Source organism: Hansschlegelia plantiphila, from assembly GCF_027922265.1.
GTDB lineage: Bacteria > Pseudomonadota > Alphaproteobacteria > Rhizobiales > Methylopilaceae > Methylopila > Methylopila plantiphila.
Genome location: NZ_BSFI01000007.1, coordinates 246,354 through 263,176 on the forward strand (window position 1 = coordinate 246,354; position 16,823 = coordinate 263,176).

The window sequence follows — 16,823 nt, forward strand, 5'->3', positions numbered from 1 at the left end:
GTCACGGGGCTGTCATGACGCAGGTGACCGAAGCGGCCGCTCCACCGAGTCAGACGGGGCTGCCCTTCGACGACATCCGGGCGCTGGTCGCGCGGATCAAGGGACCGGACGCGGAGGCCGCGGCGGTCGTCTGCGCCCGCGAGGCGCAGCTGGTCAAGCCTGCGGGCTCGCTCGGCCGGCTGGAGGAAATCTCGGAATGGCTTGCGGCCTGGCAGGGCAAGGACCAGCCGACGGTCGACCGCCCGCTGGTCGCGATCTTCGCGGGCAGCCATGGGATCGCCGCACGCGGCGTCTCGGCGTTCCCGGCCTCCGTGACGAGCCAGATGCTGGACGCGTTCTCGGCGGGCCACGCCGCGATCAACCAGATCTGCTCGACCTTCGGGGTCGGACTGAAGGTCTTCGACCTCGCGACCGAGAAGCCGACGCCCGACTTCACGGTCGAGCCGGCGATGACCGAGCAAGAATGCGCGGCGACGATCGCCTACGGCATGGAGGCGATCGCGGGCGGCGTCGATCTGCTTGTCGTGGGTGAGATGGGCATCGGCAACACCACGGTGGCCTCGACGCTCGCCTGCGCTCTGTTCGGCGGAGAGGCGAGCGACTGGGTCGGTCGCGGCACCGGCGTCGACGACGAGGGATACGCCCGCAAGGTGGCGACCGTCGAAGCCGCGCTCGAGACCCACGCCGGCCATCTTGACGACCCCCTCGAGGCGCTCCGGCGCGTCGGCGGCCGCGAGTTCGCGGCGATGGCGGGCGCGATCCTTGCGGCGCGGCTTGAGCGCGTGCCGATCGTGATCGACGGCTTCGTCGCGACCGCCGCCGCCGCCGTCCTGCACGCCCTGGACGCCAGCGCGCTCGCGCATTGCCTGTCGGGCCACCAGTCCGCCGAGGCCGCGCACAAACGCCTGCTGAAACGGCTGGAGCTCAAGCCGCTCTTAAATCTCAACATGCGGCTCGGAGAAGGGTCGGGCGGCGCGCTCGCGGTCGCCATCATCAAGGCGGCCTGCGCCTGTCACACCGGCATGGCGACCTTCGCGGAAGCCGCAGTGGCCGGCAAGGGCGAGGGCTGAGCGGCCTCAGCCGCGCCTGAGCGCCGGATCGTTCTTCAGCGCCGAGCGCACGAAGGCGGTCACCGCCCAGACGCCAAGCCCGAGACCGACGGCCTCGAGCGCGTAAGCCACGTATTCGCCCAGTCCCAGGAAGCCCGCGATCGCCCAGCCGCCGGCGACGGAGGCCGCGATCGTCTGGGTCGCGATCAGCACCGTCGCGCCGACGAGCGTCACGATGCGGGCTGCGCCGCTCGACGGGGTCCGGGTGGTCGCGTCGGACATGATGGCTTCTCCGAGAAAGACCCGTCGCGCGTTCTGATGCGGCGCGATCCAAGCGCCCTTTTAGCACGCTCCGCGCGGCCGTCGAGACGGGCGGGTTGCTCCCGCGGGGCGCCGGCTATACGCCTTGCCTCCCTGCCTCGACCTCCAAAAGGGCCCTGATGAACGGGACAGCCGTTTCGAACCGCGGCGTCGTCGCCGCGCCCCACTCCGCGGCCGCCGAGACCGGCCGCTCGATCCTGCGCGAAGGCGGCAACGCCTACGAAGCGATGGTCGGGATGGCCGCGACCATTGCGGTCGTCTACCCCCATATGAACGGGATCGGCGGCGACGGCTTCTGGCTGGTGCGCGAACCGAACGGCAAGGTGCGCTACCTCGAAGCCTGCTGCCGCGCCGGATCGCGCGCGACCATCCCGCTCTACCGGGACCGCGGCTACGACGTGATTCCCGCCCGCGGCCCCCTGGCTGCGCTCGCCGTGCCCGGCGCGCTGAACGGCTGGCGGACGGCTTTGGAGCTTTCCGCCGAGGCCGGCGGCCGTCTGCCGCTCGACCTGTTGCTCGGCGACGCGATCCGCGCGGCGCGCGAAGGGTTTTCCGTCTCCGCCTGCCAGGCTCGAACGGTCCCGAAGCTGTGGGACGACATCCTCGCCGCGCCGGGCTTCGCCGAGACCTATCTGAACGACGGCAAGCTGTTCGCGGCCGGCGAGACGCTGAAGCAGGCGAAGCTGGCAGATACGCTGGAGCATCTCGCGCGGGTCGGCGTCGGCGATTTCTATACGGGCGACATCGCCCGCGAACTGGCGGCCGATCTCGACCGGATCGGCGCGCCGGTGTCGCGCGAGGATTTCGCCGCCCACCGCGCCCGGCTGCTGCAGCCGCTGAAGATGCCGATCCGGGGCGGGACGATCTACAATTCGCAACCGCCGACGCAGGGGCTGGCCTCGCTCATCATCCTCGGCGTGATGGAGCGCCTCGGCGTGACCGACGACCGCGACGCGCCCTACGTCCATGCGGTGGTGGAGGCGACCAAGCGAGCCTTCGGGGTCCGCGGCCGGATGTGCGTGGACTATGACACCCTGATGGCCGATCCGCAGAGCTACCTGACGCCGGAGCGTCTCGACCGCGAGGCGGGCGGCGTCGATCCACGCCGCGCCGCCGCGTTTCCGGCGCCGAAGGTCGACGAGGGCGACACCGTGTGGATGGGCGCCATCGACAAGGACGGCCGCGCGATCAGCTACATCCAGAGCGTTTACTGGGAGTACGGCTCCGGCTGCGTGCTGCCCTCGACCGGCGTGCTGATGCAGAACCGCGGCTCCGCCTTCTCGCTGCAGGACGGTGACGACAACCCGCTCGCGCCCGGCCGCCAGCCGTTCCACACGCTGAACCCGCCGCTCGCGGTGATGGATGACGGCCGCGTCATCGTCTACGGCACGATGGGCGGCGAGGGCCAGCCGCAGACCCAGGCGATGATCTTCTCGCGCCATGTCTGGCTCGGCATGCCGATCGACGAGGCGATCGCCGCCCCCCGCGTGAGGCTCGGGCGCTCCTGGGGCGAGGACGACGCCTCGCTGAAATATGAGCCGCGCTTCGATTCCGCGACGATCGACCGGCTGGCCTCGATGGGCCACGAGCTCTCCGCGCTCGACGAGCCGTTCAGCGACGAGGTCGGCCACGCCGGCATGATCGTGCGCGACGCCTCCGGCCGGATCGAAGGCGCGCACGATCCGAGGGCCGATGGCGGGGCGGCGGCCGCCTGATGGAGACGATCCTGACCAACGCCCGGCTCGTGCTCCCCGACCGCGTGGTCGACGGCACGCTGGTGCATGAGGACGGATTGATCCGCGAGATCGCCGAAGGACGCTCGGCGGCGGCGGGCGCGATCGACTGCGAAGGCGATCTCGTCGCTCCGGGGCTGGTCGAGGTTCATACCGACAACCTCGAGAAGCACTTCGTGCCGCGGCCCGGCGTGATCTGGCCGAACCCGCTCGCCGCCGCGCTGGTTCACGACATCCAGATGGCCGGCGCCGGGGTCACCACCGTCTGTGACGCCGTCTGCGCCGGCGGCTACGACGCCGACAACGACTACCGGCGCGCGATCTTCCACGACATGGTCGACGCGATCGAGACCGGCGTGGCGGAGAACGTGTTCCGCATCGACCACCGGCTGCATCTGCGCTGCGAACTGAGCGACCCGCAGTTCCCCGAGGACGTCGCGCCGCATGTCGGCCGGCCGCTGGTCGCTCTCGCCTCGCTGATGGACCACACGCCGGGACAGCGGCAGTGGAGGAACCTCGCCGACCTCCGGAGGTTCATGACCGGCGAGGGGCTGAACGTCGCGGACGCCGACGCCCTTCTGGAGAAGCGCATGCGGAATGGAGCGGAGGCGGTCGCCGAGAACTGGCCGCTCGCAGTGCGGCTGTTTCGCGAACAGGGCGTTCCGCTCGCAAGCCATGACGACACGACGGCCGCCGACGTCGCGCAATCGGTCGCTGCGGGCTGCGCGATCTCGGAGTTTCCGACCACGCTCGAAGCCGCGCGCGCGGCGCATGACGCCGGTCTCCCAACGGTCGGCGGCGCGCCGAACGTCGTGCGCGGCGGCTCGCACTCCGGCGGCGTCGCGATCGAGGAGCTCGCGCGCGCCGGAGTGCTCGACGCGTTGTCGTCCGACTATGTCCCGGCGAGCCTCCTGCAGGCGGTCGAGCGTCTCACCCGGACCGTAGGCATGGCGCTGCACGACGCCTTCGCGCTGGTCACGTCGCGGCCGGCCGCCATGCTCGGCTTCGCCGACCGGGGGAGGCTCGCCGTCGGCCTGCGCGCCGACCTCGTGCGCCTCAGGTTCCTGAAGGAGACGCCGGTGGTGCGGGGCCTCGTCTCAGCCGGCCGGAGCGTGCTGTGAACCGGGCCCGCTACGCGATCTATTACGCGCCGGCGCCCGGCACGCCGCTGTGGTCGTTCGGCTCGTCGGTGCTCGGCTACGACGCTGCGACCGGCGCGGCCAAGCCGCCGCTGGCGCCCCCCGGCGTCGGTCCGGAGGACTGGGCACGCATCACCGCCCAGCCGCGCCGCTACGGCTTCCACGCCACGCTGAAGGCGCCGTTCAGGCTGGCGGAGGGCGCGCGCGAGGATGATCTGGTCGAGGCGGGCCGGACGTTCGCGCGCAAGCGGCGCTCCTTCGCGCTGCCCGACCTCGGGATCGCCGCGCTCGACAGTTTCGTGGCGCTGACGCCGACGGCGCATTCCGAGCCGCTGCACGCGCTGGCGGCCGCCAGCGTCGAGGCGTTCGAGCCGTTCCGGGCGCCGCTCGCCGAGGCCGAGCTGGCCCACCGCCTCGAGGCCCGCCTCAACCCGCGCCAGCGGGAGGCGCTGGCGCGCTGGGGCTATCCTTACGTCTTCGAGGACTTCCGCTTCCACATGACCCTGACCGGCCCGCTGCAGGCCGAGACGATCCCGCTGGTGATGAGCGGCCTCGCCGGGCTCTACGCCGACCACGTCGGCGGCGTCCCGACGACGGTCGACGCCGTGACGCTCTATGTGGAGGAGGCGCCGGGCGAGGATTTCAGGATCGTCGACCGGTTCGTGTTCGCCGCGAGTTGAACGACGCGGGAGCTAAGGAGGGCGCCCCGATGATCGCCGTCATCTTCGAAGTCACGCCGGCCGAAGGCCGAGCCGCGGACTATTTCTCCATGGCGATGGCGCTGAAGGCCGACGTGGAGCGGATGGACGGCTTCATCTCGGTCGAGCGCTTCGAGAGCGTGACGACGCCGGGCAAGTTCCTCTCGCTGTCGGTATGGCGCGACGAGGCGGCGCTGACCCGTTGGCGCGCCCACGGCCGCCACCAGACGATGCAGAAGGCGGGCCGGTCCGAGGTGTTCGCCGATTATCGCCTCAGGGTCGCCTCGGTCATCCGCGACTATGGCATGACCGAGCGCGGCGAGGCGCCGGAGGACGCCGTCGCGCTGCACGGCTGACTTGTCAGGCCGCGAAGGGCGGCCCTTCGAAGACGTCGAGGGCGGCGAGACGGCGTTCGATCTCCGGGAGATCGCGACAGCATCTCGACGACAAACCGTGGCTCTATCGCCCGTCATGCCCTTGAGATCGGCCGAGCCGCATCCGCCACGATCCTAACACGAAGCGCCTGCGTATCCGATCCGGCGGGCGGGATGACTTCGCGGCGCCCGCTCTCTATCTAGAGCCTCTCCAGACAAAGGCGGCCGCAGCAGCCAATGAACGCGTCATTTCCTTCGAACGCCGTCCACCTTCCGGCCGACCACCCGCCCGTGAAGGTCGGAAGGATCGGCGTGCTGCTGGTCAATCTGGGCACGCCGGACGGCACCGACTACTGGTCGATGCGGCGTTACCTCAAGGAGTTCCTGTCGGACCGCCGGGTGATCGAGACCCCGCGCGTCATCTGGTGGCCGCTGCTCAACGGGATCATCCTGACCACGCGTCCCGGCCGCAAGGGCAGGGACTACGCGTCGATCTGGAATCGGGAGCGCGACGAGAGCCCGCTGAAGACCATCACGCGCAGCCAGTCCGAAAAACTGGCCGCCTCGGTCGCCTCCGCCGCGCCGCAGCTGATGGTCGACTGGGCCATGCGATACGGCAACCCTTCGATGGCGTCGCGGCTCGATGCGCTCCAGAAGGCCGGCTGCGACCGCATCCTGCTGGTCCCGCTCTACCCGCAATATGCGGCGGCGACCTCGGCCACGGTCTGCGACAAGGCGTTCGACGCGCTGAAAGCCATGCGCTGGCAGCCGGCGCTGCGGGTCGCGCCGGCCTGGGCGGACGATCCGGTCTATATCGAGGCCGCGACCACGTCGCTGAAACAGGAAATCGCCAAGCTCGCCTTCGAGCCCGACATCGTCCTCGCCTCCTTCCACGGCGTGCCGAAGTCCTATTTGCTGAAGGGCGACCCGTATCACTGCCAGTGCCACAAGACAGCGCGGCTGATGCGCGAGGCGCTCGGCTGGGACGAAAAGCGTTTCCGCATCACGTTCCAGTCGCGCTTCGGGCCGACCGAGTGGCTGCAGCCCTACACCGACAAGACGGTCGAGGCGCTGGCGAAGGAGGGGGTGAAGAACCTCGCGGTCTGCATGCCCGGATTCACCGCGGACTGCCTGGAGACGCTGGAGGAGATCGCGGTCGAGAACGCCGAGATCTTCCATCACAATGGCGGCGCCAACTTCGCGGCGATCCCCTGCCTCAACGATTCGGAGGAGGGCATGCGCGTGATCGAGCACGTCGTCCGCCGGGAGCTGATGGGCTGGATCTAGATCAACGAAGCAATTAACGGCTTTAGTGTCGCTAAAATCAGTGCATTCAGTGTAGGCACTGATAGTGAAAATACAATGATACGAGCCCAGCGTCTATAAGCTTCTTTTCTTCCTGGAAGTTTATGTTCGCCTGCAGACCAAAAGAACGGCGTATAGCTAAGTATATTAATGGTTGTAATAGCTACAATAATGAGGCCAATGAAATTTGCGAGGGAGCTCGATGTTTTTTCACCTGCGGCGTAAAAGGCCCCCGCAACAGTAGACCACTCAAAGATTTTTACGACGCCTTCGCATATGGCCCTAGTCTGCTCTCGCGCTTCGTGCGGCCCGAGGCCAGTGTGCCACTGTTGCTGAAGCTCCCGCTTCCACCCGCGCCAGTCCCAAAAATCGATCATTCGAGTAGGCCATTATTGATATGGGGATGCTTGATACACCATCCTCAAGCATCTCAATTATGTATAGTGATCTGCGGTTCAGCGGGAGGTTCAATTGTGACTCAGCTAGGCATGTCGGGCTTCGACATCGCGGCGCTCGTCGTCGCCGCGCTGGTGATCTTCGTGATCTTCGCGGGCGTGAAGACCGTGCCGCAAGGCTACAACTACACCGTCGAGCGCTTCCAGAAATACACCCGAACGCTGCATCCGGGACTGACGATCATCGTGCCGTTCATCGATCAGATCGGCCGTAAGATCAACGTCATGGAGCAGGTTCTCGACATTCCGAGCCAGGAGGTCATCAGCCGCGACAACGCGACCGTGCTGGTCGACGGCGTCGCGTTCTACCAGGTCGTCGACGCGGCCCAGGCCTCCTACGAGGTCACCAATCTCGAGCGCGCCATCATGGCGCTGACGATGACCAACATCCGCTCGGTGCTGGGCTCGATGGACCTAGACCACATCCTCTCCCAGCGCGACGAGATCAACACGCGGCTGCTGCACGTGGTCGACGCGGCGGCCGGGCCGTGGGGCGTCAAGGTCACCCGCATCGAGATCAAGGACATCACGCCGCCCGCCGACCTCGTCGCCTCGATGGGCCGGCAGATGAAGGCGGAGCGCGAGAAGCGCGCCTCGATCCTGGTCGCCGAGGGCGCCAAGCAGGCGCAGATCCTGGAGGCCGAAGGCCGCAAAGAGGCCGCGTTCCGCGACGCCGAGGCGCGCGAGCGGTCCGCGCAGGCGGAAGCGACCGCGACCAGCCTCGTCAGCGATGCGGTGTCGAAGGGCGACGTCGCGGCGCTCAACTATTTCATCGCGCAGAAATACGTCGACGCGCTCAAGGCCATGGCCGCGTCGCCAAACCAGAAGACCTTCGTGCTGCCTTACGAGGCTACGGCGCTGCTCGGCTCGCTCGGCGGCATCGCGGAGATCGCGCGCGACACCTTCTCGGGCGGCGCCGCGGCGACTCCGGCTGCGCGGACGGCCGGGCGCTCGCGGCCCGGCGTGCCCTCCGCGGGATCCGCCGTCCCGCCCGGCCCGGAATCGGTCTGAGCCGTGCTCGCCAACGTCGTCGTCGCGCTAGGAGCCTGGCGCTGGCTGGTCTTCGGCCTGCTGCTGCTGATCGTCGAGTTGGTCGCGCCGGGCACCGTGCTGCTGTGGCTCGGCGTCGCCGCGATCGCCGTGGGGATCATCGCCTTCCTGTTCGATCCCGGTTGGCAGATCGAGGTGGTGGCCTTCGCGATCCTCGGGCTTAGCGCCGCCGTGGTCTGGTGGCGGCTCGGCCGGCCGGACAACGCGGCGTCGAGCGACCGGCCGATGCTGAACCGGCGGGCGGAGCGCCATGTCGGCAAGGTCTTCACCCTCGACAGCGCGATCGTCGGCGGCGACGGGCGGCTGCGCATCGACGACACGACCTGGCGCGTGTCGGGACCTGACCTGCCGGCCGGCGCCCGCGTCAGGGTGATGGCGGCCGAGGGGATCACGCTTGTGGTCGCGGCGGAGGACTGAGCTCACCCGAGATCGAACGTCACGCCCTGCGCGAGCGGAAGGCTGCGGCCGAAATTGATCGTGTTGGTCGCGCGCCGCATATAGGCCTTCCAGGCGTCGGAGCCGGATTCGCGGCCGCCGCCGGTCTCCTTCTCGCCGCCGAACGCGCCGCCGATCTCGGCGCCGGACGGACCGATGTTGACGTTGGCGATCCCGCAGTCCGAGCCGGACAGGAAACGCTCCGCCTCGCGCAGGTCGTTGGTGAAGATCGACGACGACAGCCCCTGCGACACCACGTTGTGCAGCCGGATTGCCTCGTCGAGGCGCGAGTAGCGCATGACATAGAGAATCGGCGCGAAGGTCTCGTCGAGCGCCGGGCCGGTCTGCGCGGGCATCTCGACCAGCGCCGGACGGACGTAGAAGCCGGCGGGCGCCTGCTGCATCGCGATCCGCTCCCCGCCGAGCACCCTGCCGCCGTCCGTCTCGGCTCGCGCCAGCGCCGCCCGCATCGCCTCGAAGGCGTCGCCGTCGATCAGCGGCCCCACCAGCGTGGCCGGATCCGTCGGATCGCCGACCACGACGCTGGCGTAGGCCTGCCTGAGACGGGGAACCAGCGCCTCGTAGATCGACTCGTGCACGAACAGCCGCCGCAGCGTCGTGCAGCGCTGTCCGGCCGTCCCCATCGCGGCGAAGGCGACGGCGCGCAGCGTCAGGCCGAGGTCGGCCGTTGGAGCGACGATCGCCGCGTTGTTGCCGCCGAGCTCCAGAAGCGCGCGGGCGAAGCGGCGCGCGAGGCGCGGCCCGACCGCGCGGCCCATCGCGGTCGATCCGGTCGCGGAGACGAGCGCCGCCATGGGATGGTCGACCAACTCCTGGCCCGTCGCCGCTCCGCCGATCAGCACCGTCGAGAGGTTTTGCGGGGCAGGGCCGAACCTTGCCGCCGCACGTTCAAGCAGCGCCTGAACGGCTAGCGCGGCGAGCGGGGTCTTCTCCGACGGCTTCCAGACCACGGAGTCGCCGCAGACCAGCGCGAGCGCCGCGTTCCACGCCCAGACCGCGACGGGGAAGTTGAAGGCGGAGATCACGCCGACGACCCCGAGCGGACGCCAGACCTCCATCATCCGGTGCTCCGGCCGCTCGCTCGCGATGGTGAGCCCATAGAGCTGGCGCGACAGGCCGACCGCGAAGTCGCAGATGTCGATCATCTCCTGCACCTCGCCGAGGGCTTCGGAGAGGATCTTGCCGCACTCGATCGTCACGAGCCGGCCGAGATCCGCCTTCGCCGCCCGCAGCTCCTCGCCAAACAGGCGGACGAGCTCGCCGCGCCGCGGGGCGGGGACGTCGCGCCATTCGAGGAACGCCGCGTGCGCCGCCTCGATGGACGCCGCCGGCGAGCGGGTGAGCGAGAGGGTCGCGATCGGCCGGCCGTCGATCGGGGAGCGCGCCTCCAGCTCGCCGCCGCCCAGCGCCGCGGCCGGAACGCCAAGGCGCGCGAGCAGCGTCGAGGTTTCCGCGGCGAGAGACGTGCTGTCGGTCATGATCTCCTCCATATCAGGTGAAGCGGACGTCCGGGAGAAGGCACGGCTGAAGGACTGCATGTGACCGATGCGATGGCGCTTTCCGATCCGGCCGAAGGGCGCCCGCAGGCTGCGGCGCGCCGCAGCGCGCTGCGAGGAGCGATCACCGCCGCGACGCTGCGGCGGGAGCCGGACTGCGTGCCCCCGCTGATCGAGGCTGCGCGGCTGCCGCCGGAGCGGATCGCGTCCGCGCAAGGCGTCGCCCGCAAACTCGTCGAGGCGGTCCGCGCCAAGGGGAGGTCGGACGGCGTCGAGGGGCTGGTGCAGGAATATGCGCTGTCGAGCGAGGAGGGCGTGGCGCTGATGTGCCTCGCCGAAGCTCTTCTGCGCATCCCGGACGCCGCGACCCGCGACTCGCTGATCCGCGACAAGATCGGCCGCGGAGACTGGCGCTCCCATCTCGGCCGCAGTCCGTCGCTGTTCGTGAACGCAGCGACCTGGGGCCTTGTCGTGACCGGGCGCCTGACGGCGACCGCGAGCGAGACCTCGCTGTCCTCCGCGCTCGTCCGTCTCGTGCGGCGCGGCGGCGAGCCTTTGATCCGCGCGGGCGTCGATCTCGCCATGCGGATGATGGGCGAGCAGTTCGTCACCGGCCGCACGATCGAGGAGGCGCTGTCTCGCGCGAAGCGCAGGGAGCGCAAGGGCTTCCGCTATTCCTACGACATGCTCGGCGAGGCGGCGACGACGGCGGAGGACGCCGCGCGCTATCTCGCGGTCTACGAGCATGCGATCCGCGCCGTCGGCCGCGCGTCCGGCGGGCGCGGGTGGCGCGACGGGCCTGGCGTCTCTGTCAAGCTCTCGGCGCTGCATCCGCGCTATTCGCGGGCGAAGCGCAGCCGGGCGATGACGGAGCTGCTGCCGAGGCTGATCGCGCTGGCCCGGCTCGCGCGGAGCCTCGACGTCGGTCTCAACATCGACGCCGAGGAGGCCGACCGGCTCGAACTCTCGCTCGATCTGCTGGAAGCGCTCTGCTTCGACCCCGCGCTCGAAAGCTGGGACGGGCTCGGCTTCGTCGTGCAGGCCTATGGACGGCGCGCAAGCCTCGTCATCGACTGGCTCGCCGACCTCGCGCGGCGCTCCAAGCGGCGGCTGATGGTGCGGCTGGTGAAGGGCGCCTATTGGGACAGCGAGATCAAGCGCGCCCAGGTTCTGGGGCTCGCGGATTTCCCGGTGTTCACCCGCAAGGTCCACACCGACGTCAGCTATCTCGCCTGCGCCCGGAAGATGCTCGACGCGCGGGACGCCCTCTATCCGCAGTTCGCGACGCACAACGCGATGACGCTCGCGACGATCCGCGAGATGGCTGGGCCGGACTGTCCGCGCGAGGCTTACGAGTTTCAGTGCCTGCACGGCATGGGCGAGCCGCTCTACGACGAGGTGGTGGGCCCGGCGAAGCTGGATCGCCCGTGCCGCGTCTACGCGCCGGTCGGAAGCCACGAGACGCTGCTCGCCTATCTCGTCCGCCGGCTGCTGGAGAACGGGGCGAATTCGTCCTTCGTGAACCGGATCGGCGATACGGAGGTCTCGATCGACGCGCTGATCGCCGATCCCGTGGCGGAGGCGCAGGCGCTCGCGCCCGTCGGCCGTCCGCATGAGGCGATCGCAGCGCCCCGGGATCTCTATCGCCCGCGGATCAATTCGGCGGGCCTCGACCTGACGAATGACGACGTTCTCGCGGCGCTCCACGCCGCCGTCGCGGCGAGCTACGGGCGCGACCATCAGGCGGCTGGCCCGACCGACGCCGGAGGGGCGTGGTCGCCGGCGCTCAACCCTGCGCGACGCGACGACGTCGTAGGCCATGTCGCGGACGTTTCGCCGGAAGCGATCGACGCCGCGTTCCGACGCGCCGTCACGGCGGCGCCGTCCTGGGCGGCGTCGCCTCCGCCCGACCGCGCGGCCGCGCTCGAGCGCGCCGCCGATCTCATGGAGGCGCGGACGCTGGAGCTCGTCGCGCTGATCGTGCGCGAGGCGGGCCGGACGCTGCCCAACGCGCTTTCGGAAGTGAGGGAGGCGGTCGACTTCCTGCGCTATTACGCGTCCGAAGTCCGTCCGTGGGGGCCGCGCGCGCGGCCGCTCGGACCGGTGGTCTGCATCAGCCCCTGGAATTTCCCGCTCGCGATCTTCACCGGTCAGGTCGCCGCGGCGCTGGCGGCGGGAAACCCGGTCCTGGCGAAGCCCGCCGAGGAGACGCCGCTGACCGCAGCGGCCGCCGTCGCGATCCTGCACGAGGCTGGACTCCCCGACGAGGTCGTCCAGCTGCTGCCGGGCGCCGGCGAGGTCGGCGCCGCGCTGGTCGCGGACAGGCGCGCCTGCGGCGTGGTCTTCACCGGCTCGACGGAGGTCGCCCGGCTCATCCAGAGGGCGCTGTCGGAGAGGCTGGGACCGGACGGCCGGCCGGTTCCGCTGATCGCCGAGACCGGTGGGCAGAATGCGATGGTGGTGGATTCGTCGGCTCTCGCCGAACAGGTCGTGGTCGACGCGGTGGCGTCGGCCTTCGATTCCGCCGGTCAGCGCTGCTCCGCGTTGCGGGCGCTCTGCGTGCAGGAGGACGTCGCCGACCGCATGCTCGCCATGCTGCGCGGGGCGATGGCCGAGCTCGACGTTGGCGACCCCGCGAAGCTCGAGACGGATGTCGGGCCGGTGATTTCAGAGCAGGCGCGCCGCGCGATCGAGGACCATGTCGCCGCGATGCGCGGCAGGGGTTTTCCGGTGCATTCCGCGGCGCCGCCGGCCGGATGTTCGGGCGGCGCCTTCGTCGCGCCGACGCTGATCGAGATCGGCCGGCTGTCGGATCTCGAGGGCGAGGTCTTCGGCCCGGTGCTGCATGTGGTCCGCTATGCGCGTGAAGATTTCGGACGGTTGCTCGGGGAGATCGACGCCACGGGATACGGGCTGACCTTCGGCCTGCACACGCGCATCGACGAGACCATCGAGCGGGCGCTCGGCGCGGTCGCCGCCGGCAATGTCTACGTCAACCGCAACATCATCGGCGCAGCGGTCGGCTCGCAGCCGTTCGGGGGGCATGGCCTGTCAGGCACGGGCCCGAAGGCGGGCGGTCCGCTTTATCTCCGCCGGCTCGTCGCTCAGGCCCCGGCCGACCTTGAACTCCACGGCGCCGCCGCCCCCGCGGCGGAGGCGTGGGCCGCATGGCTGCTGACGAGCGGCCGCCATGCGCTCGCCGCGCGCTGCCGGGCCCTTGCGGCGCGTTCGCCGCTCGGCGCCGCGCTTGCGCTCCCCGGTCCGGTCGGCGAGCGGAACACCTACGAGCTTCGACCGTGCGGGGCGGTGCTCTGCCGCGCCCGGAGCGAGGAAGGGCTGATCGTCCAGATCGGCGCCGCGCTCGCGACGGGCAATGTCGCGCTGGCGGCCGGGCCTCCGGCGATCGAGGGCCATCTCGCCCGGCTGCCGGCGCCGCTGTCCGACTGGGTGATGATCGGCCGCCTGCGGCAGGACAGGCCGCTGTCGGCTGTCCTCGTGGAGGACGACGAACGCGAGATCCTCGCCGCGCTCCGCGAGACCGCGGCGCTCGCGGGCCAGATCGTGCCGGTGCATGTCACGCCGCGCGGGGACGACGATGGGGCGATCCCGCTGGAATGGCTCGTCGCGGAGCGCAGCGTCAGCGTGAACGTGGCGGCGGCGGGCGGCGACGCAGCGCTGATGACCCTGGATGGCTGAGCAACAAATGAGCCTGCCGAAAAAAGTGCCGCGACGCGCTTGCGCGACTCGTCCAGGGCGTCGATATTTTGCGGGTCGTCAACAACCGAAAGGAGGTGATCCAGTGTCTCATTGTCACGATCGACGTTCCGAGAACGCCGTAACCTGGATCCTGGCCTTCACTGGGGTTCGCGCCTGATTGAGGCGAGGGTTTCGGTCGTTTCAGGACCGTCATCTGCAATGGGAGGGGTCGTCCGCAAGGGCGGCCCCTCCGCTTTTCAGGCGTCCGCTCGTCCGGCCGGCGTCGTGAAATCGAAATCGACCGCGGGCAGCGTCTCGAATCCGGGGCGTGCGAAGAGATAGCCCTGCATCAGGGTGACGCCTGCGCCTTTCAGGACCGAGAATTCCGCTTGGGTTTCGACGCCTTCGGCGATCAGCGCGACGCCGAGCTCGCCCGCGAGCCTCACCATGGCGGTGACGATGGCTTGCCGCACCTGGTCCGTCGCGATCCCCTGGACAAGCTCCATGTCGAGCTTGATGACGTCCGGCTGGAATTCCGCGAGCAGGTTCAGGCCGGAATGACCGGCGCCGAAATCGTCGATCGCGGTGATGAAGCCCTGTCGCTTGTATTCCGTGAGAATGGCTTTGAGATGCGGGCGGTCCTCGATCCGCTCGCCCTCGGTGACCTCGAACATGATGCGCTCGATCGGGAAGTCGTGGCGGCGGGCGGCGGCGAGCGTGGTGCCGAGGCACAGCGCCGGCTGATAGACCGCGTTCGGCATGAAGTTGATGCTGACTTTGCTCTCGACGCCGAGCCGGGCGGCGTGCTCGACGGCGCGGCGCCGGCAGAGCTGGTCGAAGGCGAAGCGGTTCTCTTCCGTGACCTGCGAGATCACGGCGCCCGCGCCCGAGCCGTCCAATCCGCGCACCAGAGCTTCGTAGGCGAAGACCGAGCCGTCGGAGACGTCCACGATCGGCTGGAACGCCATCGTCAGGTCCATCGCGAACGGAGTCCGGCAGCCGGGGCACCCGGCTTCAGCCAATAGGTCTAGAGATTCATTGCCGGCGCTCATGCCATCTTTCCTCAACAGGCGCATCGGTCCGCGCGAGCTCCGGTGAGCATGCTAGCTTAACGCTTTACTGGTCGTTACCGGCGGATACGTGAAAAGACATGGATGTCGATGGATTATATTTCAGCTTACAAGACGTCTCTCGCTGATCCCGAAGGTTTCTGGCTGAACGCGGCGCAGGCGATCGATTGGTTCGAGCCGCCGACGCGCGCCTTCGCTCCGGAGCTGGGCGTCTATGGCCGCTGGTTCCCGGACGGCGTCGTCAACGCCTGCCACGTCATGCTGGACAGCCATGTCGCCGGCGGGCGGGGCGACCGCACGGCGCTGATCTACGACAGCCCGGTCACAGGGACCAAGCGAACCTACAGCTATGCGCAACTGCTGACCAAGGTCTCCCGTTTCGCCGCAGTGCTGTCTGATCTTGGAGTGGGGAAGGGCGACCGCGTCGTCATCTACATGCCGATGGTCCCCGAGGCGCTGATCGGGATCTACGCCTGCAACCGATTGGGCGCGATCCACTCCGTCGTTTTCGGCGGGTTCGCGGCGAACGAACTCGCCAAGCGCATCGACGACGCGGCGCCCAAGGTGATCCTCACCGCCTCCTGCGGGATCGAGCCGACCCGCAAGGTCGCCTACAAGCCGCTGCTCGACCAGGCGATCGCGATGTCGGCCTGCCCGCCGGACGCCGTGATCGTGCTGCAGCGGCCGGAGCTCAAGGCCGAGATGATCCCCGGCCAGGACCACGACTGGGCGGGCCTGGTCGAGGCGGCCAAAGGGCGCGGTACGCCGTGCGCGCGGATGAAGGCGACGGACCCACTCTACATTCTCTACACCTCCGGCACCACCGGCACGCCGAAGGGCGTGGTGCGCGACACAGGCGGCTACCTCGTCGCGCTCGCGTGGTCGATGGGCGCGCTCTACGGGATCAAGCCGGGCGAGACCTTCTTCTGCGCCTCAGACATCGGCTGGGTGGTTGGCCATTCCTACATCGTCTATGCGCCGCTGATCGTCGGCTGCACGACAATCCTCTACGAGGGCAAGCCGGTCGGCACGCCCGACGCCGGCGCCTTCTGGCGCGTGGCGGCGGAGCATAAGGCGGCGGCGCTGTTCACCGCGCCGACCGCGATCCGCGCCGTCAAGAAGGAGGATCCGCGAGGCGAGAAGTTCGCGACCTACGACCTCTCGCATTTCCGTGCGCTGTTCCTCGCCGGCGAACGGGCCGACCCCGCCACGCTCGAGTGGGCGGAAGGCCTTCTGAAGACGCCGGTGATCGACCATTGCTGGCAGACCGAAACCGGCTGGGCCATCGTCGCGAACCCGCTCGGTCTCGGCGCGCTCCCAGTCAAGCATGGCTCGCCGACCGTTCCCATGCCGGGCTATGACGTCCGCGTGCTGGACGACGCCGGCCATCCCGTTCCGGCGGGAACGCTCGGCAACATCGTCATCCGACTGCCGCTGCCGCCGGGCTGCCTGCCGACGCTCTGGAACGACGAGGCGCGCTTTCGCAAAGGCTATCTCGAAGGCTTCCCCGGCTACTACCAGACCTCGGACGCCGGCTTCATCGACGAGGATGGCTACGTCTTCTTCATGGCGCGCACCGACGACATCATCAACGTCGCGGGGCACCGTCTGTCGACGGGCGGCATGGAGGAGGCGATCGCCTCGCATCCGGACGTCGCGGAATGCGCGGTGGTCGGCGTCGCCGACGCGATCAAGGGCCAGAGCCCGGTGGGCTTCGTGGTGCTGAAGTCGGGGGTGTCGCGCACGGAAGCCGAGATCGAGCGCGAGATCGTGGCGTTGGTCCGCGAGCGCGTCGGTCCCGTCGCCGCGTTCAAGATGGCGCTCACCGTGGCCCGGCTGCCGAAGACCCGCTCCGGCAAGATCCTGCGCGGCACGATGCAGAAGATCGCCGACGGCGAGGACTGGACGATGCCGGCGACGATCGAGGATCCGGCGGTCCTCGATGAGATCGGCGGGGCGTTGGCGGGGCGGAAGTGACGGC

General features: G+C 69.4%; 13 protein-coding genes. 10 read left to right on the plus strand and 3 right to left on the minus strand.

Annotation, left to right across the window (positions count from 1 at the left end; all coding sequences use genetic code 11):
- Positions 1 to 14: 14 nt before the first annotated feature.
- Positions 15 to 1,070 (plus strand): nicotinate-nucleotide--dimethylbenzimidazole phosphoribosyltransferase, encoded by a 1,056-nt coding sequence (cobT, locus tag PKE75_RS07510; RefSeq protein WP_271168094.1) that lies wholly within the window; start codon positions 15 to 17, stop codon positions 1,068 to 1,070.
- Between the two features lie 6 nt (positions 1,071 to 1,076).
- On the opposite strand, the gene PKE75_RS07515 is transcribed toward cobT, so the two are convergent.
- Positions 1,077 to 1,331: a hypothetical protein gene (locus PKE75_RS07515; protein WP_271168095.1), complete on the minus strand. Its 255-nt coding sequence runs from the start codon at positions 1,329 to 1,331 to the stop codon at positions 1,077 to 1,079.
- Between the two features lie 158 nt (positions 1,332 to 1,489).
- Here PKE75_RS07515 and PKE75_RS07520 point away from each other — a divergent pair, with 158 nt between their 5' ends.
- The 7 genes from PKE75_RS07520 to PKE75_RS07550 all read left to right on the plus strand — a co-directional run bounded on the left by PKE75_RS07520 (position 1,490) and on the right by PKE75_RS07550 (position 8,541).
- Positions 1,490 to 3,085, plus strand: a complete 1,596-nt coding sequence (locus tag PKE75_RS07520) for a gamma-glutamyltransferase family protein (RefSeq protein WP_271168096.1) — start codon at positions 1,490 to 1,492, stop codon at positions 3,083 to 3,085.
- Entirely contained in the window at positions 3,085 to 4,224 is a 1,140-nt protein-coding gene (locus tag PKE75_RS07525) for an alpha-D-ribose 1-methylphosphonate 5-triphosphate diphosphatase (RefSeq protein ID WP_271168097.1), read from the plus strand. Before PKE75_RS07520 ends, PKE75_RS07525 begins: the two co-directional genes overlap by 1 nt.
- The gene (locus PKE75_RS07530; RefSeq protein ID WP_271168098.1) at positions 4,221 to 4,922 is read left to right on the plus strand and encodes a DUF1045 domain-containing protein; all 702 of its coding nucleotides are present in this window, start codon (positions 4,221 to 4,223) and stop codon (positions 4,920 to 4,922) included. The genes PKE75_RS07525 and PKE75_RS07530 overlap by 4 nt, the downstream gene beginning before the upstream one ends.
- A gap of 29 nt (positions 4,923 to 4,951) precedes the next feature.
- Positions 4,952 to 5,296 carry an antibiotic biosynthesis monooxygenase family protein gene (locus PKE75_RS07535; protein ID WP_271168099.1) on the plus strand — a complete coding sequence of 115 codons (345 nt, stop codon included), beginning with the start codon at positions 4,952 to 4,954 and terminating at the stop codon, positions 5,294 to 5,296.
- 255 nt (positions 5,297 to 5,551) lie between these two features.
- Positions 5,552 to 6,601, plus strand: coding sequence for a ferrochelatase (gene hemH / locus PKE75_RS07540; protein WP_271168100.1), 1,050 nt, complete (start codon positions 5,552 to 5,554; stop codon positions 6,599 to 6,601).
- 506 nt (positions 6,602 to 7,107) lie between these two features.
- Positions 7,108 to 8,085 carry an SPFH domain-containing protein gene (locus PKE75_RS07545; protein WP_271168528.1) on the plus strand — a complete coding sequence of 326 codons (978 nt, stop codon included), beginning with the start codon at positions 7,108 to 7,110 and terminating at the stop codon, positions 8,083 to 8,085.
- Between the two features lie 3 nt (positions 8,086 to 8,088).
- Positions 8,089 to 8,541, plus strand: coding sequence for an NfeD family protein (locus tag PKE75_RS07550; RefSeq protein ID WP_271168101.1), 453 nt, complete (start codon positions 8,089 to 8,091; stop codon positions 8,539 to 8,541).
- 2 nt (positions 8,542 to 8,543) lie between these two features.
- Here the strand turns inward: PKE75_RS07550 and amaB are convergent, their stop codons facing one another.
- The gene (gene amaB, locus PKE75_RS07555) at positions 8,544 to 10,058 is read right to left on the minus strand and encodes an L-piperidine-6-carboxylate dehydrogenase (RefSeq protein WP_271168102.1); all 1,515 of its coding nucleotides are present in this window, start codon (positions 10,056 to 10,058) and stop codon (positions 8,544 to 8,546) included.
- 60 nt (positions 10,059 to 10,118) lie between these two features.
- Here amaB and putA point away from each other — a divergent pair, with 60 nt between their 5' ends.
- Positions 10,119 to 13,772 carry a trifunctional transcriptional regulator/proline dehydrogenase/L-glutamate gamma-semialdehyde dehydrogenase gene (gene putA / locus PKE75_RS07560; RefSeq protein ID WP_428979118.1) on the plus strand — a complete coding sequence of 1,218 codons (3,654 nt, stop codon included), beginning with the start codon at positions 10,119 to 10,121 and terminating at the stop codon, positions 13,770 to 13,772.
- 257 nt (positions 13,773 to 14,029) lie between these two features.
- Here the strand turns inward: putA and PKE75_RS07565 are convergent, their stop codons facing one another.
- Entirely contained in the window at positions 14,030 to 14,752 is a 723-nt protein-coding gene (locus tag PKE75_RS07565; RefSeq protein WP_271168103.1) for an EAL domain-containing protein, read from the minus strand.
- A gap of 174 nt (positions 14,753 to 14,926) precedes the next feature.
- Here PKE75_RS07565 and PKE75_RS07570 point away from each other — a divergent pair, with 174 nt between their 5' ends.
- A complete protein-coding gene (locus PKE75_RS07570; protein WP_271168104.1) occupies positions 14,927 to 16,819 on the plus strand; it encodes a propionyl-CoA synthetase in 1,893 nt (630 codons plus the stop codon).
- Positions 16,820 to 16,823: the final 4 nt, after the last annotated feature.

Coding starts and splice junctions, on each gene's coding strand:
- cobT (WP_271168094.1), top strand. CDS start 15: ATGACGCAGGTGACCGAAGCGGCCGCTCCACCGAGTCAGACGGGGCTG.
- PKE75_RS07515 (WP_271168095.1), bottom strand. CDS start 1,331: ATGTCCGACGCGACCACCCGGACCCCGTCGAGCGGCGCAGCCCGCATC.
- PKE75_RS07520 (WP_271168096.1), top strand. CDS start 1,490: ATGAACGGGACAGCCGTTTCGAACCGCGGCGTCGTCGCCGCGCCCCAC.
- PKE75_RS07525 (WP_271168097.1), top strand. CDS start 3,085: ATGGAGACGATCCTGACCAACGCCCGGCTCGTGCTCCCCGACCGCGTG.
- PKE75_RS07535 (WP_271168099.1), top strand. CDS start 4,952: ATGATCGCCGTCATCTTCGAAGTCACGCCGGCCGAAGGCCGAGCCGCG.
- hemH (WP_271168100.1), top strand. CDS start 5,552: ATGAACGCGTCATTTCCTTCGAACGCCGTCCACCTTCCGGCCGACCAC.
- PKE75_RS07545 (WP_271168528.1), top strand. CDS start 7,108: ATGTCGGGCTTCGACATCGCGGCGCTCGTCGTCGCCGCGCTGGTGATC.
- amaB (WP_271168102.1), bottom strand. CDS start 10,058: ATGACCGACAGCACGTCTCTCGCCGCGGAAACCTCGACGCTGCTCGCG.
- PKE75_RS07565 (WP_271168103.1), bottom strand. CDS start 14,752: ATGGACCTGACGATGGCGTTCCAGCCGATCGTGGACGTCTCCGACGGC.
- PKE75_RS07570 (WP_271168104.1), top strand. CDS start 14,927: ATGTCGATGGATTATATTTCAGCTTACAAGACGTCTCTCGCTGATCCC.